The 22,728-nt window shown below is 62.7% G+C and carries 20 protein-coding genes and 1 riboswitch; of the genes, 14 read left to right on the plus strand and 6 right to left on the minus strand.

Annotated elements, in window-relative coordinates; all coding sequences use genetic code 11:
- Positions 1-35: 35 nt before the first annotated feature.
- The 3 genes from msbA to HBO05_RS10445 all read left to right on the plus strand — a co-directional run bounded on the left by msbA (position 36) and on the right by HBO05_RS10445 (position 4,339).
- Entirely contained in the window at positions 36-1,856 is a 1,821-nt protein-coding gene (gene msbA, locus HBO05_RS10435; protein ID WP_169992172.1) for a lipid A export permease/ATP-binding protein MsbA, read from the plus strand.
- Positions 1,857-1,961: 105 nt separating this feature from the next.
- Complete coding sequence (hldE, locus tag HBO05_RS10440; protein ID WP_170042429.1) at positions 1,962-3,398, plus strand: bifunctional D-glycero-beta-D-manno-heptose-7-phosphate kinase/D-glycero-beta-D-manno-heptose 1-phosphate adenylyltransferase HldE; 1,437 nt, start codon at positions 1,962-1,964, stop codon at positions 3,396-3,398.
- An 11-nt stretch (positions 3,399-3,409) separates the two neighbouring features.
- Positions 3,410-4,339, plus strand: a complete 930-nt coding sequence (locus tag HBO05_RS10445; RefSeq protein WP_169952274.1) for an NAD-dependent epimerase/dehydratase family protein — start codon at positions 3,410-3,412, stop codon at positions 4,337-4,339.
- A gap of 27 nt (positions 4,340-4,366) precedes the next feature.
- Here HBO05_RS10445 and HBO05_RS10450 read toward each other — a convergent pair whose 3' ends face one another.
- From HBO05_RS10450 to HBO05_RS10465, 4 genes are all read right to left on the minus strand, one after another.
- The gene (locus HBO05_RS10450; RefSeq protein ID WP_169952272.1) at positions 4,367-5,332 is read right to left on the minus strand and encodes a metal ABC transporter ATPase; all 966 of its coding nucleotides are present in this window, start codon (positions 5,330-5,332) and stop codon (positions 4,367-4,369) included.
- A gap of 41 nt (positions 5,333-5,373) precedes the next feature.
- Entirely contained in the window at positions 5,374-6,186 is an 813-nt protein-coding gene (locus tag HBO05_RS10455; protein ID WP_169952270.1) for an aldo/keto reductase, read from the minus strand.
- Positions 6,183-7,358 (minus strand): FAD-dependent oxidoreductase, encoded by a 1,176-nt coding sequence (locus tag HBO05_RS10460; protein ID WP_169952268.1) that lies wholly within the window; start codon positions 7,356-7,358, stop codon positions 6,183-6,185. Before HBO05_RS10460 ends, HBO05_RS10455 begins: the two co-directional genes overlap by 4 nt.
- Positions 7,359-7,442: 84 nt before the next feature.
- Positions 7,443-7,778, minus strand: coding sequence for a multidrug efflux SMR transporter (locus HBO05_RS10465; protein WP_099170110.1), 336 nt, complete (start codon positions 7,776-7,778; stop codon positions 7,443-7,445).
- 105 nt (positions 7,779-7,883) lie between these two features.
- On the opposite strand from HBO05_RS10465, the gene HBO05_RS10470 reads away from it, so the two are divergent.
- Both HBO05_RS10470 and waaA read left to right on the plus strand, forming a co-directional pair.
- Positions 7,884-8,774, plus strand: coding sequence for a LysR family transcriptional regulator (locus tag HBO05_RS10470; protein WP_169952266.1), 891 nt, complete (start codon positions 7,884-7,886; stop codon positions 8,772-8,774).
- 23 nt (positions 8,775-8,797) lie between these two features.
- Positions 8,798-10,075, plus strand: a complete 1,278-nt coding sequence (gene waaA / locus HBO05_RS10475; protein ID WP_169952264.1) for a lipid IV(A) 3-deoxy-D-manno-octulosonic acid transferase — start codon at positions 8,798-8,800, stop codon at positions 10,073-10,075.
- Positions 10,076-10,362: 287 nt separating this feature from the next.
- Here the strand turns inward: waaA and HBO05_RS10480 are convergent, their stop codons facing one another.
- Positions 10,363-11,802: a TolC family outer membrane protein gene (locus HBO05_RS10480; protein WP_169952262.1), complete on the minus strand. Its 1,440-nt coding sequence runs from the start codon at positions 11,800-11,802 to the stop codon at positions 10,363-10,365.
- A gap of 196 nt (positions 11,803-11,998) precedes the next feature.
- Positions 11,999-12,104: riboswitch (TPP riboswitch) on the plus strand.
- A 150-nt stretch (positions 12,105-12,254) separates the two neighbouring features.
- On the opposite strand from HBO05_RS10480, the gene thiC reads away from it, so the two are divergent.
- The gene (gene thiC / locus HBO05_RS10485; protein WP_169952260.1) at positions 12,255-14,144 is read left to right on the plus strand and encodes a phosphomethylpyrimidine synthase ThiC; all 1,890 of its coding nucleotides are present in this window, start codon (positions 12,255-12,257) and stop codon (positions 14,142-14,144) included.
- A gap of 130 nt (positions 14,145-14,274) precedes the next feature.
- Complete coding sequence (cytX, locus tag HBO05_RS10490) at positions 14,275-15,564, plus strand: putative hydroxymethylpyrimidine transporter CytX (protein WP_170042438.1); 1,290 nt, start codon at positions 14,275-14,277, stop codon at positions 15,562-15,564.
- Here the strand turns inward: cytX and HBO05_RS10495 are convergent.
- A complete protein-coding gene (locus tag HBO05_RS10495) occupies positions 15,533-16,279 on the minus strand; it encodes an RsiV family protein (RefSeq protein WP_169952256.1) in 747 nt (248 codons plus the stop codon). The two genes, cytX and HBO05_RS10495, sit on opposite strands and share 32 nt — an antisense overlap.
- A 202-nt stretch (positions 16,280-16,481) precedes the next feature.
- Here HBO05_RS10495 and HBO05_RS10500 point away from each other — a divergent pair, with 202 nt between their 5' ends.
- From HBO05_RS10500 to HBO05_RS10530, 7 genes are all read left to right on the plus strand, one after another.
- On the plus strand, positions 16,482-17,099 hold the full coding sequence (locus tag HBO05_RS10500) for an NUDIX domain-containing protein (RefSeq protein WP_169952254.1): 618 nt from the start codon (positions 16,482-16,484) through the stop codon (positions 17,097-17,099).
- Positions 17,090-17,539, plus strand: coding sequence for a DUF1249 domain-containing protein (locus HBO05_RS10505; protein ID WP_169952252.1), 450 nt, complete (start codon positions 17,090-17,092; stop codon positions 17,537-17,539). The genes HBO05_RS10500 and HBO05_RS10505 overlap by 10 nt, the downstream gene beginning before the upstream one ends.
- A 97-nt stretch (positions 17,540-17,636) precedes the next feature.
- Positions 17,637-18,452, plus strand: coding sequence for a 3',5'-cyclic-AMP phosphodiesterase (cpdA, locus tag HBO05_RS10510; RefSeq protein ID WP_172312564.1), 816 nt, complete (start codon positions 17,637-17,639; stop codon positions 18,450-18,452).
- A gap of 205 nt (positions 18,453-18,657) precedes the next feature.
- Positions 18,658-19,266, plus strand: a complete 609-nt coding sequence (locus HBO05_RS10515; protein WP_169952248.1) for a YqiA/YcfP family alpha/beta fold hydrolase — start codon at positions 18,658-18,660, stop codon at positions 19,264-19,266.
- 44 nt (positions 19,267-19,310) lie between these two features.
- Entirely contained in the window at positions 19,311-21,215 is a 1,905-nt protein-coding gene (gene parE / locus HBO05_RS10520; RefSeq protein ID WP_169952246.1) for a DNA topoisomerase IV subunit B, read from the plus strand.
- Positions 21,215-22,210, plus strand: a complete 996-nt coding sequence (locus HBO05_RS10525) for an esterase-like activity of phytase family protein (RefSeq protein ID WP_169952244.1) — start codon at positions 21,215-21,217, stop codon at positions 22,208-22,210. Before parE ends, HBO05_RS10525 begins: the two co-directional genes overlap by 1 nt.
- The gene (locus HBO05_RS10530; RefSeq protein ID WP_169952241.1) at positions 22,207-22,728 is read left to right on the plus strand and encodes a TIGR02281 family clan AA aspartic protease; all 522 of its coding nucleotides are present in this window, start codon (positions 22,207-22,209) and stop codon (positions 22,726-22,728) included. The genes HBO05_RS10525 and HBO05_RS10530 overlap by 4 nt, the downstream gene beginning before the upstream one ends.

Genomic DNA, 22,728 nt, shown 5'->3' on the forward strand with positions numbered 1-22,728 from the left:
TATGATCCGCGCCTTACTGATTTGCGCGGATTCCCATGAGCAGTCCTGAACCGAAAACCCAGTCGACGCTGGCGATTTACTTCCGCCTCCTGACTTACGTACGGCCTTATGTGGGTCTGTTCATCCTGAGTATCGTCGGGTTCCTGATCTTCGCATCGACCCAGCCGATGCTCGCTTATATCCTCAAGTATTTCGTCGATGGCCTGGCGAATCCCGAGGCCAGCCTGTTCCCCGGCAACCCTTATCTGGGCAAGTTGCAGTTACTGGAAACCGTGCCGCTGATGATCGTGCTGATCGCGGCCTGGCAGGGCGTGGGTTCGTTCCTCGGCAACTTCTTCCTGGCACGGGTTTCCCTGGGCCTGGTCCACGACCTGCGCGTGGTGCTGTTCAACAAACTGTTGGAGTTGCCCAACCGCTTTTTTGACAAGAACAACTCCGGCCACCTGATTTCGCGCATTACCTTCAACGTCACCATGGTCACCGGTGCAGCCACCGATGCGATCAAGGTGGTTATCCGCGAAGGCATGACCGTGATTTTCCTGTTCTGCACCCTGGTGTGGATGAACTGGAAGCTGACCCTGGTGATGCTGGCGATCCTGCCGGTGATCGGCATGATGGTGAACAGCACCAGCCGTAAATTCCGCAAGCAAAGCAAGAAAATCCAGGTGTCCATGGGCGACGTGACCCATGTGGCCTCCGAGACGATCCACGGCTACCGTGTGGTCCGCAGCTTTGGCGGCGAGCAATATGAAAAGGTGCGCTTCGAGCAGGCGAGCCTGAGCAATACCGAGAAACAACTGGCGATGACCAAGACCGGCGCGGTATACACGCCGATGCTGCAGTTGGTGACCTACAGTGCGATGGCCGTGGTCATGTTCCTGGTCCTGTATTTGCGTGGCGATGCCTCGCCCGGCGACCTGGTGGCCTACATCACCATGGCCGGCCTGTTGCCCAAGCCGATTCGCCAGCTGTCCGAAGTCAGCTCGACCATCCAAAAGGGCGTGGCGGGTGCCGAGAGTATTTTCGAGCAGTTGGATGAGCCGGTCGAAGTCGACCAGGGCGTGATCGAGCATGAACGTCTGGCTGGGCGCATTGAAGTGCGCAACCTCAGCTTCCAATACCCGGAAAGCGACAAGAAGGTGCTCAACGACATCAGCTTTATCGTCGAGCCTGGGCAAATGGTCGCGCTGGTGGGGCGTTCGGGCAGCGGCAAGTCGACCCTGGCGGGCTTGATTCCGCGCTTCTATCAGCACGAACAGGGGCAGATTCTGCTCGACGGCGTACGCGTGCAGGATTTCACCCTGCGCAACCTGCGCCGGCAAATTGCCCTGGTGACCCAGCAAGTCACCTTGTTCAACGACACCGTGACCAACAACATCGCCTATGGCGACCTGGCCGGAGCGCCCGCCGACGCGGTGCACCATGCCGCTCGCGAAGCCTATGCCGACGAGTTCATCGTGAAGATGCCCCAGGGCTACGAAACCCTGGTGGGCGAGAATGGCGTGCTGCTGTCTGGCGGCCAGCGCCAGCGCATTGCGATTGCCCGGGCCTTGCTCAAGGATGCGCCGCTGCTGATTCTCGACGAGGCGACTTCGGCCCTGGACACCGAGTCCGAGCGTCATATCCAGGCGGCCCTGGACCATGTGGTGAAGAACCGCACGACCCTGGTGATTGCCCACCGCCTGAGCACCATCGAGAAAGCCGACCTGATCCTGGTGATGGACGACGGCCAGATTGTCGAGCGCGGCACCCATGTCGAGCTGCTGGCGAAGAACGGTTACTACGCCCGTTTGCACGCCAAGGAGTTCGAAGAAGGTGACCCTGTGGCGCCCTCCCACGTGACTGATGCCTATTGAGGCGCTATTGCAGCCAGGCTGGGATCGACCGCCAGGATTGAATCGGTCGATGCTTTTCCCTGTGCTAATATCGCGCCCCTGTTCATTTTGTATGTGGGTTGCTCCATGAAGTTGTCCATGCCGCGATTCGATCAAGCCCCTGTCTTGGTGGTCGGCGATGTCATGCTCGACCGTTACTGGCATGGCGGTACCTCACGGATTTCCCCTGAGGCACCGGTACCGGTAGTCAAGGTCGAGCAAATCGAAGACCGTCCAGGCGGCGCTGCCAACGTCGCCCTTAACATCGCTGCACTCGGCGCCCCGGCCTCCCTGGTCGGCGTGACCGGTGACGACGAAGCCGCCGACAGCCTGACCAACAGCCTGCGCGGCGCTGGCGTGCGTGCCCTGTTCCAGCGCATTGCCCACCAGCCGACCATCGTCAAGCTGCGGGTCATGAGCCGTCACCAGCAATTGCTGCGTATCGATTTTGAAGAACCCTTCGCCACCGACGCCCTGGCCCTCAGTGACCAGGTCGACACGTTGCTCGAAGGCATCAAGGTGCTGGTGCTGTCGGACTACGGCAAAGGCGCGTTGAAAAACCACCAGGTGCTGATCCAGGCCGCCAAGGCCCGGGGTATCCCGGTGCTGGCCGATCCCAAGGGCAAGGACTTCTCGGTCTACCGGGGCGCCAGCCTGATCACGCCGAACCTCAGCGAATTTGAAACCATCGTCGGCGGCTGCGCCGATGAGCACGACTTGGTGAGCAAAGGCGCACGCCTGATGGCCGACCTCGACCTCGGTGCCTTGCTGGTGACCCGTGGCGAACACGGCATGACCCTGCTGCGCCCCGGCCACCCGGCCATGCACCTGCCGGCGCGGGCGCGGGAAGTATTCGACGTCACCGGCGCCGGCGACACCGTTATTTCCACCCTGGCGGCGGCGATCGCAGCCGGTGAGGAATTGCCCCACGCGGTGGCCCTGGCCAACCTGGCGGCGAGCATTGTGGTGGGCAAACTGGGTACGGCATCCATCAGCGCCCCGGAACTGCGCCGTGCGATCCAGCGCGAGGAAGGCTCGGAGCGCGGCGTGTTGAGCCTTGAGCAATTGCTGCTGGCGATTGACGATGCCCGTGCCCATAACGAAAGCATCGTTTTCACCAACGGTTGCTTCGACATCCTGCACGCCGGCCATGTGACTTACCTGGAGCAGGCCCGCGCCCAGGGTGATCGCCTGATCGTGGCGATCAACGACGACGCTTCGGTCAGCCGCCTCAAAGGCCCTGGCCGGCCAATCAACAGTGTGGATCGGCGCATGGCGGTCCTGGCTGGGTTGGGCGCGGTGGACTGGGTGATCAGTTTCTCCGAGGGCACCCCGGAAAACCTGCTGGCCCAGGTCAAGCCGGACGTGTTGGTCAAGGGCGGCGACTACTCGGTCGACCAGGTGGTCGGCGCCGATATCGTCAACGCCTATGGCGGCAAGGTCAAAGTCCTGGGGTTGGTGGAAAACAGCTCGACCACCGCGATTGTCGAAAAAATTCGCCAAACCAACGATGCTGCTCAATAGGGTTTGCCGCTATGTCTGATGCTCTCGTACTGATTACCGGTGGTGCTGGCTTTATCGGTTCCAATCTGGTCGATGCACTGCTGGCCAAGGGCTACGCGGTGCGCGTGCTGGATAACCTGTCCACCGGCAAGCGCAGCAACCTGCCGCTGGACAACCCACGCCTGCAACTGCTCGAAGGCGATGTGGCCGATGCCGCACTGGTCGCTCGTGCAGCGGTAGGGGTTACGGCGGTAGTGCACCTGGCGGCAGTCGCTTCGGTGCAGGCGTCGGTGGATGACCCGGTCAGTACGCACCAGAGCAACTTCGTGGGTAGCCTCAATGTTTGCGAAGCCATGCGCCAGGCTGGGGTCAAGCGCGTGGTGTTTGCTTCCAGTGCGGCGGTGTATGGCAACAACGGCGAAGGCGACTCCATCGATGAGCAAACCGCCAAGGCACCGTTGACGCCATACGCTTCGGACAAGCTGGCCAGCGAGCACTACTTTGACTTCTACCGTCGCCAGCATGGCCTGGAGCCGGTGATTTTCCGCTTCTTCAACATTTTTGGGCCGCGCCAGGATCCTTCATCGCCGTATTCCGGGGTGATCAGCATCTTCAGCGAGCGCGCGCAAAAAGGCCTGCCGATTGCCGTGTTCGGCGACGGTGAGCAAACCCGTGACTTCATGTACGTCGGGGATCTGGTGGCCGTGCTGGTGCAAGCCGTGGAAATGGCCGATGCGCCGCTGGGCGCGATCAATGTCGGCTGGAACCGCACCACCACCCTCAAGCAGTTGCTGCAGGCACTGTCGCAAATCGTCGGCTCATTGCCGGCTGTCAGCTACACCGCGCCGCGCTCGGGAGATATCCGGCATTCCAGGGCCAACAACCAGCGCTTGGCGGCGAGCTTCACATTGCCTGAGCCGACGCCGTTGACGGTTGGGCTGGAAAAACTACTCAACCAGTAGACACCGCTCGCCACAGGCGGGGCTGCTTCAGCGACCCGCCTTCTTCGGCACCATCTTGCGCAAGATCTGCCTGGCCCGCCCGGTCAACTGGCTCAACTTCGATTCCTTCTCTGGCGCGCTCAGGCCCTGTTGCCTGAGCCAGTCCTTCCAGCGGATCCGCTCATCGCGCACCAGCCAGCCTTCCTGCTGGGCAAAACTCTCGGCCAGGTACAAGCCGCGCGTGCTCGCCGGGATCAATTGATCCTTCTTCAGGGTATACAGCTCGGCGCACGGCTGGCCGTCCTTCAGGGGCATCAGGTACAGATCCGGGCGCTGGCGGTCCAGGCGCGCCACCAGTTGATCGCCCTCCAGGCGTTCGTCCACATGGAACAGGCTCAAGGACTTGGCTTCCTTGGGCACTTCCAGGCGCAGGTCATAGATCAATTGCAGGGAGGCCGTGGGCAGGTGCACATAGGCCCGGGGGCGTTCGATCAGTTGCATGCTGGCGCAGCGCACCGGGCGGGCGGCGCCGGACAGCGGTGACAGGCGAAACGGCAAGGCCTCACGGTAATGCAGCGCGCTGGAGTAGGGCGCCGGCAGCCAGGTGTCGTTGAAACGCCCGCCGAGCCAGCCTTCCGGGGTTTCCAGCAGGCATTCCTCGGCGATTTCCTGGATGGCCGTGTGCAGCGGCAGGTTCAGTTCATGGGCCGGCACGTAGCCGGAAATCAGCTTGAGCACCACATCGCCACGGTCCTGCCGGCGCTGGCGCACCAACACCCAGTAATCGCGGTTTTGCCAGTGCAGTGTCAGGCGCACCGATACGCCGAGGTTGGCCAGTTCCAGGGCGAAGCGTTCGGCATCTGCCACCTCCACCGGCTTGCGCCGTTGCAGAGTCTGGGCAAAGTTGAGCGGCATGCCCACGCTCTGGTAGCTCAGGCCTTCGGGGGTGGCTTCGACGTACAGCGGCAGTGTTTTAAAGTTACTGGGGTTTTTTCTTATGAGCGTTCGCGGCATGTCGGCTCCTTCTTGCGTCGGGGTCGGCCGCGTCGGCGGCATCAGGATTGGCGAATGATCTTGGCAGCGGTTGCCACGTTATGGGCAAGGTGCAGCGGGTTGATGGTCCCGACAATAGCACTGGCCACGCCCGTTTGCGCAAACAACAAGACGAAACTGGCATGAATTGGATCCACTCCAGGCTCAAGGCATGCATGGCCGCTGGCCAGGGCCTTTTTCACCAGGATGCCTTTGCCATGGGCGGCGGCGTAATCGATCACGGCTTTTTCGTTTTGCTCGTTCAGATTGTAGGTGACCATGGCGCAATCGCCTTGTTCCAGAGCCTTCACGCCGCCTTCGACGGTTTTGCCGGAGAAGCCGAAGCCGCGAATTTTGCCCTCGGCCTTGAGCTGCGCCAGGGTCTGGTAGACCTCGCAGTCATTGAGGATATGCAAGTCATTGCCGTCGGAATGCACCAGCACCAGGTCGATGAAATCCGTTTCCAGGCGTTTCAGGCTGCGCTCCACGGAGAGCCGGGTATGGGCTGCGCTGAAGTCATGGTGGGACACGCCGTCGGCAAACTCTTCGCCGACCTTGCTGACAATCACCCAGTCCTGGCGCTGGCCGCGCAACAGCGGCCCCAGGCGCTCTTCGCTATGGCCGTAGGCCGGTGCGGTGTCGATCAGGTTGATCCCCAGCTCGCGCGCCTGGCGCAGCAACATCCGCGCTTCTTCATCATTGGGGATCTGAAAACCATTGGGGTACTTCACCCCCTGGTCGCGGCCCAGCTTCACGGTGCCCAGGCCCAGCGGCGATACCAGCAGGCCGGTGCTGCCCAGGGGGCGATGAAGGTCATGCAGGGTCGGCAGGCTCATGGCAACAGTTGCTCCCAGGCGGGTTGGGCGATGGCTGGGCGTGGCAGTTCAGGCAGCGGCGTGCTTGGGGTTGGCTGGATGCCGTCACGTTCCAGGGCGCTGAGCACGCGGTCGGCGAAGTCCGGCGCCAGGGCCAGCTTGGTTGGCCAGCCCACCAACAGGCGGCCCTGTTCGGCGAGGAACGCGTTGTCTGGCCGGGTCAGGCCCGTTTGCAGGGGCTCGGCGCGATCCACCCGCAGGGTTGCCCACTGGGTCTGGCTCATGTCGATCCACGGCAGCAGGTGCGCCAGCTCCTTTTGCGCGGTGGCGATTTGCTCGGCGGGCGTGCGGTGCACGCCTTCGGTCTCGGCAATATCACCGCCCATGTACCACACCCAATGGCCATCGGCGGCCGGGTGCGTGGTGATGGTGATCCGTGGCTTGGTGCCGCCGCCCAGGCAGTGCGCGTACAGGGGTTTGAGGCCGGGGCCCTTGGCGATGATCATATGCAGCGGGCGCTTTTGCATGGCCGGCTGGCTCAGGCCCAGGGCCGTCAGCAGCTCGGCGGTGCCGCCGCCGGCACTCAGCACGATGCGCTGGGCGCGGATCGCCCGGCCATCGACTTTCAGGCCGACCAGGATGCCGCCTTCCAGCAGCGGCTCGATCTGTTGCCCGGCGAGCAGGCCGTCGCCGGCCAGTTGCGCCAGGCGTTCGATCAGGCTCGGCACGTCCACCACCAGTTCGGCCAGGCGATAGACCTTGCCCTTGAAGCGGCGGTCTTGCAGGGCCGGCGGCAAATCGTCGCCCTTGACCTGGTCGACGCGGCCACGCACCGCCTTGCTGGCGAAGAAACTGGTGAGGTTGCCGGCCAGGGTGCCGGGCGACCACAGGTAATGGGCCTGGGACAGCAGGCGCACGCCCGTCAGGTCCAGCTCGCCGGTGCCCGCCAGCGCTTCACGCCAGCGTCGCGGCATGTCGGCAATGGCTTCGGAAGCGCCGGTCAGGGCACCGTGCAAGGCGTATTTCGCACCACCGTGAATGATCCCCTGGGACTTCACGCTCTGCCCGCCACCCAGGGTCGCGTTCTCCACCACAATCGTGGAAAACCCCTGGCTGCGCAGGCGCGCGTTGAGCCAGAGGCCGGCAACCCCGGCGCCGACAATCAGGACGTCGGTGGAAATAACGGATGGCATGGGCGACCTCAGTGTTCAGAACAAGAGGCCAAGTATACAGACTCGACAGCGGGATCTTTGCCCAGGATCAACAACTGTAGAAGGTCAGTGGCCGGCTGTTTTCGAAAACAACTGAATCACCACCACGCCCAGCACGATCAAGCCCATCCCCAGCATCGCCGGCAGATCGAGCTTCTGCCCATAGATAAACAGCGCTGCGATGCTGACCATGACGATCCCCAGCCCCGCCCACACCGCGTAGGCCACGCCCACCGGTACGGTGCGCACCACCAGCGTGAGCATCCAGAACGCTACGCCGTAGCCGACGATAACCAGCAGCAGCGGGATTGGCGTGCTCCAGCCCTTGATCGCTTTCATGGAAACGGTGGCGATCACTTCCGAGCAAATGGCAATGGCCAGGTAGTAGTAGGCGGCGTTCATGGGGGTGTTCCTCGGAAATAGGGGCGCATAACAAGGCCGGCATTCTAGAGAATCCGTAGATGGGGTAAAGTCATTACCTATCCGAATTTAAGATGGGTTTGGCCAATGAGCGTGCAATGGAACCTGGAGCAGATGCGCCTGTTTGTCAGCGTCGCCGAGCAGCGCTCGTTTTCGGCGGTGGCACGGCACCAGCGCAAGGCGCAGTCGGCGGTGAGCAATGGCATTGCCTTGCTGGAGGCCGACCTGGGCGTGAGCCTGTTTGAGCGTAGTAGCGGTCGCCAGCCACGCCTGACCGAGGCCGGCACTGTGCTGCTGGAGGAGGCCCGGGAAGTGCTGCGCCAGTGTGAGCGCCTCAATGGCCGCGCCCTGTCGTTGATGCGCGGCGAAGAAGCACGGCTGCGCCTGGCCCAGGACGAAGCCATGCTCTATCAGCCGGTACTCGACAGCCTAGAGGCGCTGGCGGGGAAATTTCCCAGCCTGGAGGTGCAGTTGTCCAGCACGGCCCAGGGCGATGTCGCGCGCAAGCTGGTGGAGCGCAAGGCTGACCTGGGGTTGCTGTTTTACCACGACCAGATCCCCGAAGCCCTTGAGCGGCGGGTGGTTGGCAGTGTGGAGATGGTCACGGTGTGTGGCGTCGGGCATCCGCTGGCCAGGGAAGGTTTTGTCGATTGCCAGCGCCTGGCGCAGTTTCGCCAATTGCTGATGTCGACCCAGACCAGCGTCTACCCCGGCAGCGAGGCGGCCAGCCCGCAGGTGTGGCGCGCCGACAGCTTCTATGTGCTGGCCGAATGGCTGGCCCGTGGCCTGGGCTGGGCCTGGTTGCCCCGGCATGTGGTGCAATACCCGACCTATCACGGGCAGATGGTCGAGCTGGACAGCGAATGGACGCCGCCGGCCTTGGTGGTGGAACTGGTGTGGCGGCGCGATGAGCCCCTGGGTCCGGCCGCGCGCTTTCTGGCCGAACGTTTTACCGCGTGTTTGCAGGCGATCGGCTGAAAAAGCCGATAAACTCCGCCGCCATGAATAGAACTCTCTACAGCTGTCTGTTTTACCTGGCGCTGCCGTTGGTGGCCTTACGACTATGGCTACGTGCCCGCAAGGCGCCGGCCTACGCCAAGCGCGTCAGCGAGCGCTTTTCCTACGGTTTGCCGGTACTCAAACCCGGCGGGATCTGGGTGCACGCGGTGTCGGTGGGCGAGAGCATCGCCGCCGCACCGATGATCCGCGGCTTGCTGGAGCGTCATCCACAGCTGCCGATCACCGTCACCTGCATGACGCCCACCGGTTCCGAGCGGATCCAGGCACTGTTTGCCAACGAACCGCGCATCCAGCATTGCTACCTGCCCTACGATTTGCCGTGTGCCGCCAAGCGTTTCCTGGACCGGGTCCAGCCCAGGCTTGCGGTCATCATGGAAACCGAGCTGTGGCCCAACCATATTCACCAATGCGCCAAGCGCGGGATACCCGTGGCCCTGGCCAATGCGCGGCTGTCGGCACGTTCGGCCAAGGGTTACGGGCGTTTCGCCAAGCTGACCGCGCCGATGCTGGCAGACATGAGCCTGTTCGCGGTGCAGACCGCCACCGAGGCCGAGCGCTTTCGCAGCCTGGGCGCGCGCCCGGAAACGGTCGAAGTCACCGGCTCGATCAAGTTCGACCTGACCATCGACCCAGCGCTTTTGGCACGCGCCGCCGCGTTGCGTGAGCAATGGCAGGCCAGCGAGCGCCCGGTATGGATCGCCGCCAGTACCCACGAGGGCGAAGATGAAGTGGTGCTGGCAGCCCACCGGCAGTTGCTCGCCAGCTACCCCAACGCGCTGTTGATCCTGGTGCCCCGTCATCCGGAGCGGTTCAACACGGTGCTGGAGCTGTGCCAACAGCAGGGTTTTGCCACGGTGCAGCGCTCCAGTGGGGCGCCGGTCGATGCCGACACCTCGGTATTGCTTGGCGACACCATGGGCGAGCTGCTGTTTCTCTACGCCTTGGCCGACAGCGCCTTTGTCGGCGGCAGCCTGGTGCCCAACGGCGGGCACAACCTGCTGGAGCCTGCGGCGCTGGCCAAGCCGGTGATCAGCGGCCCGCACCTGTTCAACTTCCTCGAAATCGCCGCAATGATGCGCGACGCCGGGGCGTTGCAAGAAGTGGATGATGCCCAGGGGTTGGCCGAGGTAGTGCGGCAACTGTTCGAACTGCCACAGGATGCGCACAAGCGGGCGCTGGCGGGGCTGAAGGTGATGCAGGCCAATCAGGGCGCGTTGAAGCGTTTGCTCGATGGCTTGGACAGACTGCTCAAACCCTGAACCAGCTCGGTCAAAAATGTAGGAGCTGGCTTGTCGGGTCGCCGCATCGCTGCGATAGCGGTAGGCCAGTCAGCACATCCTTACATGACCCACCGCCATCGCGGGCAAGCCCGCTCCCACAGGGATCTCGGTTGGGCACAGGACTTTGCACATACCACACACCAACTGTGGGAGCTGGCTTGTCGGGTCGCCGCATCGCTGCGATAGCGGTAGGCCAGTCAGCACATCCTTACATGACCCACCGCCATCGCGGGCAAGCCCGCTCCCACATTTGTTATGTGGTGGGTTTAGTTGCTGGGGCGGGCCTTCAGTTGTTCGGCCGCGGCCTTGGCCAGGTCCGGCGGCAGGAAATCCTTGTCCGGGTTGTAGTCAGCTTTCAGGTAGCGCGCCAGGTCCTGCAGATCCCCCGGGTTCAACGTTCCCGCCGCCTGTTTCAAGCGCAGGTTGTCGAGGATGTAGTCATAACGGCTGTTGTTGTAGTTGCGCACCGAGGTGTACAGCTGGCGCTGGGCGTCGAGCACGTCGACGATATTGCGCGTGCCCACCTGGTAACCGATTTCCGTGGCTTCCACTGCGCTCTGGTTGGAGATGATCGACTGGCGGCGTGCCTGCACCTGTTCTACATCGGTATTCACCGCGCGGTGCAGGTTACGGGTGTTTTCCACCACCTGGCGGCGCAGGCCTTCGCGTTGCTGTTCGGTCTGGCCCAGGCGCGAATAGGATTCGCGTACCTGGGAGCTGGTGAGGCCGCCGCTGTACAGCGGGATATTCAGGCGCAGGCCGATGGTGCGTTGCTCGACGTCGCCACGATAGGGCTGGCCGAAGGCGTTGGGGTTGCTGAAACCGAGGGCGTCGTTGTCACCTTTTTCGTATTGCGCCACCGCGTCCAGGGTCGGCGCGTGGCCGGCCTTGCGTTGCTTGAGGGTTTCTTCGGCGGCGGTGACCGCATAGTTGCTGGCCAGCAGGTTCAGGTTCTGGCGCCCGGCGGTGTCGACCCAGGCCTTGGCGTCGTTGGGTGCTGGCGGCAAAACGGGCAGGGTATGGACAATGCCCTGGATCGCGTTGTACTGGCGGTTGGTCAGGGTGATCAGCGCTTCAAACGCGTCATCCACCTGGCGCTGGGCGAGGATCCGGTTGGCCCGCGCCGTGTCGTAGCTGGCCTGGGATTGCAGCACGTCGGTCTTGTCCGACAGGCCCACGTCAAAACGCTCGTTGGACTGGTCCAGTTGGCGCTTGAAGGCGGCCTCTTCGGCCTTGGTCGAGGCCAGGTTGTCCTGGGCGCGTAGCACGGCGAAGTAGTTTTCCGCGCTTTGCAGGATCAGTTCCTGCTCGGTGGCCGAGAGTTGCAGGGCGGCCTGTTCATTGACGGCTTCGGCAGCTTGCAACTGGAACCAGCGGTCGGCGCGGAACAGCGGCTGGCTCAGGGTTGCGCGCCAGGTGTGGGCGTCGCGATTGGCGGTGGCCGACGGTGTGTCGATCTGGGTGCGCACGTTGTTCACGTCGGCACCGGCCGAGAGGTTGGGCAGCAGGCCGGCGCGGGCCTGGGGCACCACTTCTTTCTGCGCGCCGTACTGGGCGCGGGCGGCGGCCAGGTCGGCGTTGTTGTCCACCGCTTCCTGGTAGACGCTGACCAAGTCGGTTTTGGTCGACAAGGGCGCTTCTGCTGCCCAGACCATTCCATTGGTCGCACAAGACACGGCAAGAGCCAGTGAAAGTTTGCGCAGCATGAGGCGATCCCTAGATAAATATTACGGCGATAATTTAGCGCCCAAGGCTACGACGAGCAATCCATAGCGTCAAGGCGTTGAGACAGTAGGCGAGTGTAGTGGCCACACCCCCGCACAACAATCCTGTAATTGCGCCATTCATCACGCTGAATGCACCGCTATTGGCAATTTGCCTGCTCCATGGTCTAGACTGGCCGCGTTCTTGTCGGGGTGCCTTGCTATGAGGCTGAGATCGGTAAATACCGGATCCCGTTGAACCTGATCAGGTTAGCGCCTGCGTAGGGAACAAGATTTCTCGTCACCCGGCGAGTCCTCTTGTGCTTCGTCCGGGATGTTGTTCGACAATCGAACAGCCCTCGTGCGCCAAGCACAGCACTGCTTCCAGTGCGTCCGTCCGTCACAGGTTCGCTCCGACAAAAATCCACTGCCTGGATGTGTCTGGAGAGCCCGTGATGAGTACAAAACTAAAAAACACCGTGCATTTGAGTGAGTCGGCCAAGGTTGACTCGGGATCCGTGCAGCCGTTTACCCGCTCGCAAAAAGTCTATGTGCAGGGCACTCGCCCGGATATCCGCGTGCCGATGCGCGAAATCAGCCTGGACGTGACCCCCACCGATTTTGGCGGCGAGATCAATGCGCCCGTGGTGGTCTACGACACTTCCGGCCCGTACACCGACCCCAACGTGATCATTGACGTGCGCAAAGGCCTGGGCGATGTGCGCTCGCCGTGGATCGAATCCCGTGGCGACACCGAGCGCCTGCCAGGCCTGAGTTCGCACTTCGGCCAACAGCGCCTGAGCGACGCCGAGCTGACCGCCCTGCGTTTTGCCCATGTGAAAAACCCGCGCCGCGCCAAGGCCGGGGCCAACGTCACGCAGATGCACTACGCACGCCAGGGCATCATTACCGCCGAGATGGAATACGTCGCCATCCGCGAAAACATGAAGCTTGAAGAAGCCCGTGCCAGTGGCCTGCTCGACCAGCAACACGCCGGGCACAGCTTCGGGGCCAGCGTGCCGAAAATCATCACCCCGGAATTTGTGCGCGAAGAAATCGCCCGCGGCCGCGCCATCATCCCGGCCAACATCAACCACACCGAACTGGAACCGATGATCATCGGCCGTAACTTCCTGGTGAAGATCAACGGCAACATCGGCAACAGCGCCCTGGGTTCGTCCATCGAAGAAGAAGTGGCGAAACTGACCTGGGGCATTCGCTGGGGCTCGGACACGGTGATGGACCTGTCCACCGGCAAGCACATCCACGAAACCCGCGAGTGGATCATCCGCAACTCGCCGGTACCGATCGGTACCGTGCCGATCTACCAGGCCCTGGAAAAAGTCGGCGGTGCCGCTGAAGACCTGACCTGGGAACTGTTCCGCGACACCTTGATCGAGCAGGCCGAGCAGGGCGTCGATTACTTCACCATCCACGCCGGTGTGTTGCTGCGCTATGTACCGCTGACCGCCAAGCGCGTCACCGGCATCGTGTCCCGTGGCGGCTCGATCATGGCCAAGTGGTGCCTGGCACACCACAAAGAGAACTTTACCTACACCCATTTCGACGAAATCTGCGAAATCATGAAGGCCTATGACGTCAGCTTCTCCCTCGGCGATGGCCTGCGCCCGGGCTCGATTGCCGACGCCAACGATGCGGCGCAGTTCGGTGAGTTGGAAACCCTCGGCGAGCTGACCAAAATCGCCTGGAAGCACGACGTGCAAACCATGATCGAAGGCCCCGGCCACGTGCCGATGCAGTTGATCAAGGAGAACATGGACAAGCAGCTGGAGTGCTGCGACGAAGCGCCGTTCTACACCCTGGGCCCGCTGACCACCGATATCGCGCCCGGCTACGACCACATCACCTCGGGCATCGGCGCGGCGATGATCGGCTGGTTCGGTTGCGCCATGCTTTGCTACGTCACGCCCAAGGAGCACCTGGGCTTGCCGAACAAGGATGACGTGAAGACCGGGATCATTACCTACAAGATTGCGGCCCACGCGGCGGATTTGGCCAAGGGCCATCCCGGTGCGCAGATCCGCGACAACGCGTTGAGCAAGGCACGGTTCGAGTTCCGCTGGGAAGACCAGTTCAACCTCGGCCTGGACCCGGACACCGCGCGCTCCTATCACGACGAAACCCTGCCCAAGGATTCGGCCAAGGTCGCGCACTTTTGCTCGATGTGCGGGCCGAAATTCTGCTCGATGAAAATCACCCAGGAAGTGCGCGAATACGCGGCCAACCAGCGCATCGAGGCGGTGGACGTGGATGTGGCCAAGGGCCTGGCCGAGCAGGCGCAGCGGTTCAAGCAGGAAGGCAGTCAGCTCTACAAAAAGGTCTGACTTGGGATTGGAGGTGCTTCTACTGGCCTTATCGCGGGCAAGCTCGTTCCCACATTTTTGAATGTGTGGGAGCGGGCTTGCCCGCGATAGCAATCTCTCCAATAACAAATGTCCCTCTGAGATGACCCCCTTGAGCATTCAACCGAGTACCTACTCTCCCGACATTGCAGTCCCAATAGACAAACGTGTCTTCGGCGCCCGCGATCTGTTTTCCCTGTGGTTTTCCCTAGGCATCGGCCTGATGGTCCTGCAAACCGGTGCACTGTTGGCGCCGGGGCTTGGCCTGTCGGGGGCGTTGCTGGCCATCTTCCTCGGGACCCTGGTGGGCGTGCTGTTACTGGCCGCCGTCGGGGTGATCGGCAGTGACACCGGCCTGTCGTCCATGGCCGCCCTCAAGCTCAGCCTGGGTGCCAAAGGCGCCAGCCTGCCGGCGCTGTTGAACTTGTTGCAACTGATCGGTTGGGGTTCGTTCGAGATCATCGTCATGCGCGATGCCGCTAGCCTGCTGGGCACCCGCGCCTTCAGTGCAGGCAGCCTGTTGGCCAGCCCGTTGCTCTGGACCGTGTTCTTCGGCGGTCTCGCCACTTTGCTTGCAATCAGCGGCCCGTTGACCTTTGTGCGAAAGATCCTGCGCAAATGGGGAATCTGGCTGCTGCTGGCGGCGTGCCTGTGGCTGACCTGGAACCTGTTCGCCAAGGCTGACCTGGCCGCGCTGTGGGCCCAGGCTGGCGACGGTTCGCTGCCGTTTGCCGTCGGGTTTGATATCGCCATTGCCATGCCGTTGTCCTGGCTGCCGCTGATTGCCGATTACTCACGTTTCGGCCAGCGCGCCACCCGTGTGTTCGGCGGCACGGCCCTGGGCTTTTTTATCGGCAATTTCTGGCTGATGAGCCTGGGCGTGGCCTACACCCTGGCGTTCGCGCCCAGTGGTGAAGTCAATGCGCTGTTGTTGGCGTTGGCCGGGGCTGGCCTGGGGATTCCGCTGCTGCTGATTGTGTTGGATGAGTCAGAAAACGCCTTCGCCGACATCCACTCGGCGGCGGTGTCCAGCGGCATGCTGTTGCGCCTGAAAGTCGAGCACCTGGCGCTGGCGATTGGGCTGGTGTGCACGCTGATCGCCTGCTTTGCGCCCTTGGCCCAGTATCAGAACTTCCTGCTGTTGATCGGCTCGGTATTCGCGCCGCTGTTTGGCGTGGTGCTGGTAGACCACTTCATCCTGCGCCGGCGTGGCCAGGCGCTGGTTGCAAGCCTGCGCTGGCCGGCACTGCTGGCTTGGTTGGGGGGCATCAGTACCTATCACCTGCTGGCCAATCTGTACCCGGATGTTGGCGCGACCCTGCCGGCACTGGTGCTGGCAGGGCTGCTGCAATTTATCCTCGGGCGCGCCTTCAGCGGCGCACGGGCACCAGCTCAGGCTTGATGATGCCGTCGAGGCGAGCGTAAGGAATCTGCAACTCGACGTGGCCCATGGCGTAGGGCGCGATGGTGGCGGTAGGGTACTTGAGCACTACCGCGCCGTAGGTCAGCGCCACGTTCGGGGTTTTCTGGAAGGGCCAGCTTTTCACGTAGTCCGGCTCCAGGCTCAGGCGGGTGCTGATCAGCCAGCTGTTGTGGGCCACCTGGGCGGCTTTCCAGAACGCGTCTTCCTTGCCGGGGCGCAGCATGTCCGCCAGGGTCAGGTTTTTTTGCTGCTGGCGCGAGTAGTTGATGAAGCCGCGGCCAGGTTCGCCATGGGCGCCGCCGGTGTCCAGGTAGCTGGACAGTTCGATGATCACCAAGCCGTCATGCTGCTCCCGTACCTTGGCCTGCAAGTACATGCTGTTGCGCGGGCCGGACTCGCGCAGGAATTTTTCCCGATAGGCGTTCAGTGTGGCTGGCAATGGGGCGCCGGGCGTGGTGCGGGTCATTTCCAGCAGGCGTTGCTCGATCAGCGCATCGAGCTTGGGCTCGTTGGCGAAATGCACGGTATCGATGTTCACCAGTGGGCAGTCGGCGGTGGTGCAGCCGGGTTGCACCACCTCGGAGGCATCGCGGGTGGCTTCCAGCGGTGCACGGTAGCTGGATTGGAACAGGCTCTGGCAAGCGCCGAGGGTCAAGGCAATACAGGCCACGGAGGCGACTTTTAACAGCGACATGGGCGTCCTTCATAAAGCGGAGAAGAGCGAAAGAGATGGGGCTTGGACTATCGGCATCCCAGTCAGTTCGCCACTAAGCTGATTACAGTGAGTTTGACCGCCGCCGCCCGTCCCGGCAACTGCAAAGGGGCTGCACCGAGGCACGCGGGCGCTGTAGGATGGCGCGATGCTCAGACACACACCGTATTAAACGAGGGTTGATATGACCGACAGTGCGAAATCGACGCCGAACAAAATTGAAATCGTTCAGCGCGACAATGCCTACCAGGGCTTCTACAAGCTCGATCGTGTACAGCTGCGCCACGAGCTGTTCGATGGTGGCATGAGCCCGGTGATCAATCGTGAAGTCTTTGTGCGCCACGATGCCGTGTGTGTACTGCCCTACGACCCGCAGCGCGATGAAGTGGTGTTGATCGAACAGTTTCGCGTGGGCGCCATGGGGCGCACCGACAACCCCTGGCTGGTGGAGATGGTTGCCGGCCTGATCGACAAGGACGAGCAACCGGAGGAGGTTGCGCACCGCGAAGCCGAGGAGGAAGCTGGGCTGACCTTCTCGGCGCTGTGGCCGATTACCAAATATTTCCCCTCGCCGGGTGGCAGCACCGAATTCGTCCACCTGTTTTTGGGGCGTTGCGACAGTACCGGTGCCGGCGGTATCCACGGCCTGGCCGAAGAAGCAGAAGATATCCGCGTCACCACCTGGGCATTTGAAGATGCCCTGCAAGCGGTGCGCGACGGTAAGATTTCCAACGCAGCCAGCATTATCGCCCTGCAATGGCTTGCGCTTAATCGCGCGGAAGTGAGGGGGCTATGGCAGTAAAGACACGGGAACGCTACCGGGTCGACCTGATCGGCTTGCAAGCCGCTTGCGAGGCTAACTATGCGCGGCTGATGCGCCTGCTGCCAGACATGCGCCGCACGCCGCAAGCGCGGCGCATTGCCGTGACCCACGGCGACCAGATGCTCGGCGTACTGAACCTGGAAGTCATCCTCACCTGCCCGTACACCAGCACCCTGCGCGTGCGCCAGGAGCACAGCCTGCCATGGCTGCCGGTGCCGCAGCTGGAAGTGCAGGTGTATCACGATGCGCGGATGGCCGAAGTGGTCAGCGCCGAACATGCGCGGCGCTTTCGCAGCATCTATCCTTACCCCAATGTGTTCATGCACCAGCCCGACGAGAAAGCACAGCTCAATGTGTTCCTCGGTGAATGGTTGAGTCATTGCCTGGCCTTGGGCCATGAATTTGAAGTCGTGCGCTAGAGGTGAACTGCGTACGCTTCACGGGTTTCCTCTTTGTGTCCTGCCCCAGCATAATTGCGCCCATTGTCCATTTTTGTGATCGCCCTGGGAGAACGCCTTGCCGAGCGTATCCACCGTGAACCCTGATGCGCCGGCGTTGCTGGTGCAACTGTCCGACAGCCACCTGTTTGCCGAGGCCGACGGCACGCTGCTGGGCATGAACACCCGTGACAGCCTGCAACGGGTGATCGAGCTGGTTCGGGCCCAGCAACCGCAGATTGATTTGCTGCTGGCCACCGGTGACTTGTCCCAGGACGGTACGCTTGCGTCGTACCAGCAGTTTCGCGACCTGAGCCAGCAGCTTGGCGTCCCGGCGCGCTGGATTCCGGGCAACCACGATGAGCCGCAGGTCATGGCCCAGGCGACCATGGGCAGCGCACTGCTGGAACCGGTGGTGGATGTGGGCAACTGGCGGGTGATTTTGCTGGACTCCGCCGTGCCGGGCTCGGTGCCGGGTTATCTGGCCGAGCCGCAACTGCAATTGCTGGCGCAAGCCTTGAGCGAAGCGCCGGGCCGTCATCATCTGGTGTGCTTCCATCATCACCCGGTGCCCATTGGCTGCCCGTGGATGGAGCCGATTGGCCTGCGCAACCCCGAGGCGCTGTTCGCCGTGCTCGATCGCTTCCCCCAGGTGCGGGCGGTGCTGTGGGGGCATGTGCACCAGGAAATCGACCGCGAACGCCATGGCGTGCGCTTGCTGGCGTCGCCGTCGACCTGCATCCAGTTCGCCCCCGGCAGTGAGGATTTCAAGGTCAGTGAAGAGGCGCCAGGCTATCGTTGGCTGCGCCTGCATCCGGATGGACGGCTGGACACTGGGGTAGAGCGGGTCAAAGACTTCACCTTTACCGTAGATTACGGCAGTAACGGCTACTAAACCTGCAAACACACATCAAAATGTAGGAGCGGGCTTGCCCGCGATTGCGGTGGGTCAGCCAACAAATCTATCACTGATATAGCGCCATCGCGGGCAAGCCCGCTCCCACACCCCTGGCAGACCGCGTTCGGCAGTAACCCTGCTCACACTGCGTCATTCCCTGTAAACTGCGCCCCTTTGGCCGATAACGCACGGAGAGCCCGGCATGTCCGCTTCGATCTTGTATATCCACGGTTTCAACAGCGCGCCAGCCTCGACCAAGGCCAGCTTGCTGATGGGCGTGATGGACAGTCTCGGTCTGGCCGACCAACTGCGGGTGCCGGCCTTGCATCACCACCCGCGCCAGGCGATTGCCCAGCTGGAGCAGGCGATCGGCGAGCTGGGGCGGCCGCTGCTGGTCGGCAGCTCACTCGGCGGCTACTATGCAACCCATCTTGCCGAACGCCATGGCCTCAAGGCGCTGCTGGTCAACCCGGCTGTCAGCCCCCATCGCATGTTCGACGGTTACCTGGGCACCCAGAAGAACCTCTATACCGATGAAACCTGGGAACTGACCCACGATCACGTCGCGGCCCTGGCTGAGCTTGAGGTTGCGGCGCCCCAGGATGCCCAGCGCTATCAGGTGTGGTTGCAGACCGGGGACGAAACACTGGATTATCGCCTCGCCGAGCAGTATTACCGGGCCTGTGCCTTGCGTATCCAGGCTGGCGGCGACCACGGTTACCAGGGTTTTGGCCGACAGTTGCCGGCGCTGTTGAGTTTTGCCGGCATTGGCGCAGATCAGTACCAATCCTTCGATTTCACCGCATTGTGAAACCGCAGGTTACTTTTTAATCGAACGACTCACGACGAGACCCCATGGCCACTCCCAGCGCTAGCTCTTATAACGCCGACGCCATCGAAGTCCTCTCGGGCCTCGACCCGGTGCGCAAACGCCCCGGCATGTACACCGACACCAGTCGGCCGAACCACCTTGCCCAGGAAGTCATCGACAACAGCGTCGACGAAGCCTTGGCCGGGCACGCCAAGTCGGTCCAGGTCATTTTGCACGCCGACCACTCCCTGGAAGTGTCCGACGACGGGCGCGGCATGCCGGTGGACATTCACCCCGAGGAAGGGGTTTCGGGTGTCGAGCTGATCCTCACCAAGCTCCATGCCGGCGGCAAGTTCTCCAACAAGAACTACCAGTTCTCCGGCGGCTTGCACGGTGTGGGTATTTCCGTGGTCAACGCCTTGTCCACGCAGGTGCGGGTCAAGGTCAAGCGCGACGGCAACGAATACCAGATGACCTTCGCCGATGGCTACAAGGCCACCGAGCTGGAAGTGGTCGGCACCGTCGGCAAGCGCAACACCGGGACCAGCGTGTACTTTGCGCCGGATCCGAAATACTTCGATTCCCCGAAATTCTCCATCAGCCGCCTCAAGCACGTACTCAAGGCCAAGGCCGTGTTGTGCCCGGGCTTGCTGGTCAGTTTTGAAGACAAAGGCACCGGCGAAAAGGTCGAGTGGCACTACGAAGACGGCCTGCGCTCCTACCTCGAAGACTCGGTCAGCGACTTCGAACGCCTGCCCAACGAGCCGTTCTGCGGCAGCCTGGCCGGTAACAAGGAGGCGGTGGACTGGGCCTTGCTGTGGTTGCCCGAGGGTGGCGACAGCGTTCAGGAAAGCTACGTCAACCTGATCCCCACCGCCCAGGGCGGTACCCATGTCAACGGTCTGCGCCAGGGCCTGCTGGATGCGATGCGTGAATTCTGCGAATACCGCAGCCTGCTGCCGCGCGGCGTGAAGCTGGCGCCGGAAGACGTCTGGGAGCGCATCGCCTTTGTGCTGTCGATGAAGATGCAGGAGCCGCAATTCTCCGGCCAGACCAAGGAACGCCTGTCGTCCCGCGAGGCCGCGGCGTTTGTCTCGGGTGTGGTCAAGGACGCGTTCAGTCTGTGGCTCAATGAACATCCGGAGCTGGGCCTGGCCCTGGCGGAACTGGCGATTAACAACGCCGGCCGTCGCCTCAAGGCCAGCAAAAAGGTCGAGCGCAAGCGCATCACCCAGGGCCCGGCATTGCCCGGCAAGCTGGCGGACTGCGCCGGCCAGGACCCGATGCGCTCCGAACTGTTCCTGGTGGAGGGTGATTCCGCCGGCGGTTCGGCCAAGCAGGCACGGGACAAGGAGTTCCAGGCGATCCTGCCGCTGCGCGGCAAGATCCTCAATACCTGGGAAGTCGATGGCAGCGAAGTGCTGGCCAGCCAGGAAGTGCACAACATCGCCGTGGCCATTGGCGTCGATCCAGGCGCCGAGGACATGAGCCAGCTGCGCTACGGCAAAATTTGCATCCTCGCCGACGCCGACTCCGACGGCTTGCACATCGCAACCTTGCTCTGTGCCTTGTTCGTCCAGCATTTCCGCCCGCTGGTGGATGCCGGTCACGTCTATGTGGCGATGCCGCCGCTGTACCGCATCGACCTGGGCAAAGAGATTTTCTACGCCCTGGACGAAGCCGAGCGCGACGGCATCCTCGACCGCCTGGTAGCCGAGAAGAAGCGCGGCAAACCGCAGGTCACCCGATTCAAGGGCCTGGGTGAAATGAACCCGCCGCAACTGCGCGAAACCACCATGGACCCGAACACTCGGCGCCTGGTGCAGTTGACCCTGGAAGACTACGCCGCCACCTCGGAAATGATGGACATGTTGCTGGCCAAGAAACGCGCTGGCGACCGCAAGGCCTGGCTGGAGTCCAAAGGCAACCTGGCCGAGGTATTGGGCTGATGCGCAGCGGTTTCGCCCTGGCGATACTGTTGTTGAGCGGGTTGGCAGCTACCCAGGCAGTTGCCCAGCCTGCGGTCGAGCTCAAGTTGCTGTCCGAACACCCGGTAGACGGCATGCGCGGCGGCAACCTGTCGGGCCTGGCGTTGTGTGGCAAGGAGTTGTGGACGGTCTCTGACCGCGACGACGACCAGATCTACCGCCTCGACACCCGCGCCGACACCTGGCAGGCCGAGACGGTAAAGCTCGACGTGCCACCAGTGCCCGAGTCGGGCCTGCCGTGGGGCTTGCGCGCGCGCACCACGGCAGCGTCGGTGATACGCGGCGGCGACCTGGATTTTGAAGGCATCAGCTGTGACGCCGCAGGTAATCGCTACATCGTCAGCGAAGCTCATGCGGCAGTGCTGCAGGTGCCGGCAAGCGGTGATCCAGAGTGGCTGAAAATTGCCCCTGGCATGGTTCGCGAGGCGCGGGCCAGTGGTTTGCTGCTGCACTTCAATGCGTTGTTTGAAGGCCTGGCGATCAACCCCGAGGGCAATCAGATCTGGCTGGCGGCCGAGCGCGAGCGGCGTGGGCTGATCTCGATCAAGCGCGGGCAAAGCGTTTGGGATTGTGATGGCCCATGCGTACTGTTGAGCGAAGCCGGCCAGGAAATGCAGCCGGCGCAGTTTCCGGGGGCCAGGGCGGTGTCCAAGGATTTTGCCGACCTGGCGCTGTTCAACGGCAAGCTGTTTACCCTGGAGCGCAACGCGTTCCAGATCTGCCGGCGCGACAGCGTGACGGCCAAGGTCGAGTTGTGCTGGTCGTACGCCGATGAGGCCCTGCTGCCAAATCGGCGCTACCCCCAGAGTTACGGGCTGGCGGAAGCGCTGCTGATTGACGCTGACGGTGCCTGGGTTGGCATCGACAATAATTTCGGCGCCCGGGCCGATGGTGAAAAACGCCCGATGGTCTATCGTTTTGCCGCCCCGGCCGGTGGCTGGAGCGCCCAGCCGTGAGCACGCAACCGCCCGGCAAGCGCGCTGGACGCCTATTGATGTTCGTGGCCTGGGGCGCGGGGCTGTTTTTGGCAACACGGTTTTTTGGGCAATGGGAGGCGCGGCAGGAAAACCCCAACGCCGTGGTCACCTCGCAGCAACACGCGGGTTATATAGAAGTGAAACTGGTCGGCAACGGCCAGGGGCATTTTGTCGCCACTGGCCAGATCAACGGCCAGCCGGTGGATTTCATGCTCGACACCGGTGCCACCGATGTGGCAGTGCCGGCCGAGTTGGCCGAGCGCCTGGGGCTCAAGCGCGGTTTGCCGGTGACCTTGAGCACCGCCAACGGCCGTAGCCAGGGCTATCGCACCCACCTCGACCGCCTGCAGTTGGGCGATATCGTCCTGCAGGACGTACGCGCCCTGGTGGCGCCGGGCCTGGGTGGCGAGCAAGTGCTGTTGGGCATGAGCGCATTGAAACAACTTGAATTTACCCAGCGTGGCGGCACCTTGCTGCTGCGCCAGACCAGACAATGA

The sequence above is a fragment of the Pseudomonas sp. WS 5079 genome (genome assembly GCF_012985465.1).
Classification (GTDB): domain Bacteria; phylum Pseudomonadota; class Gammaproteobacteria; order Pseudomonadales; family Pseudomonadaceae; genus Aquipseudomonas.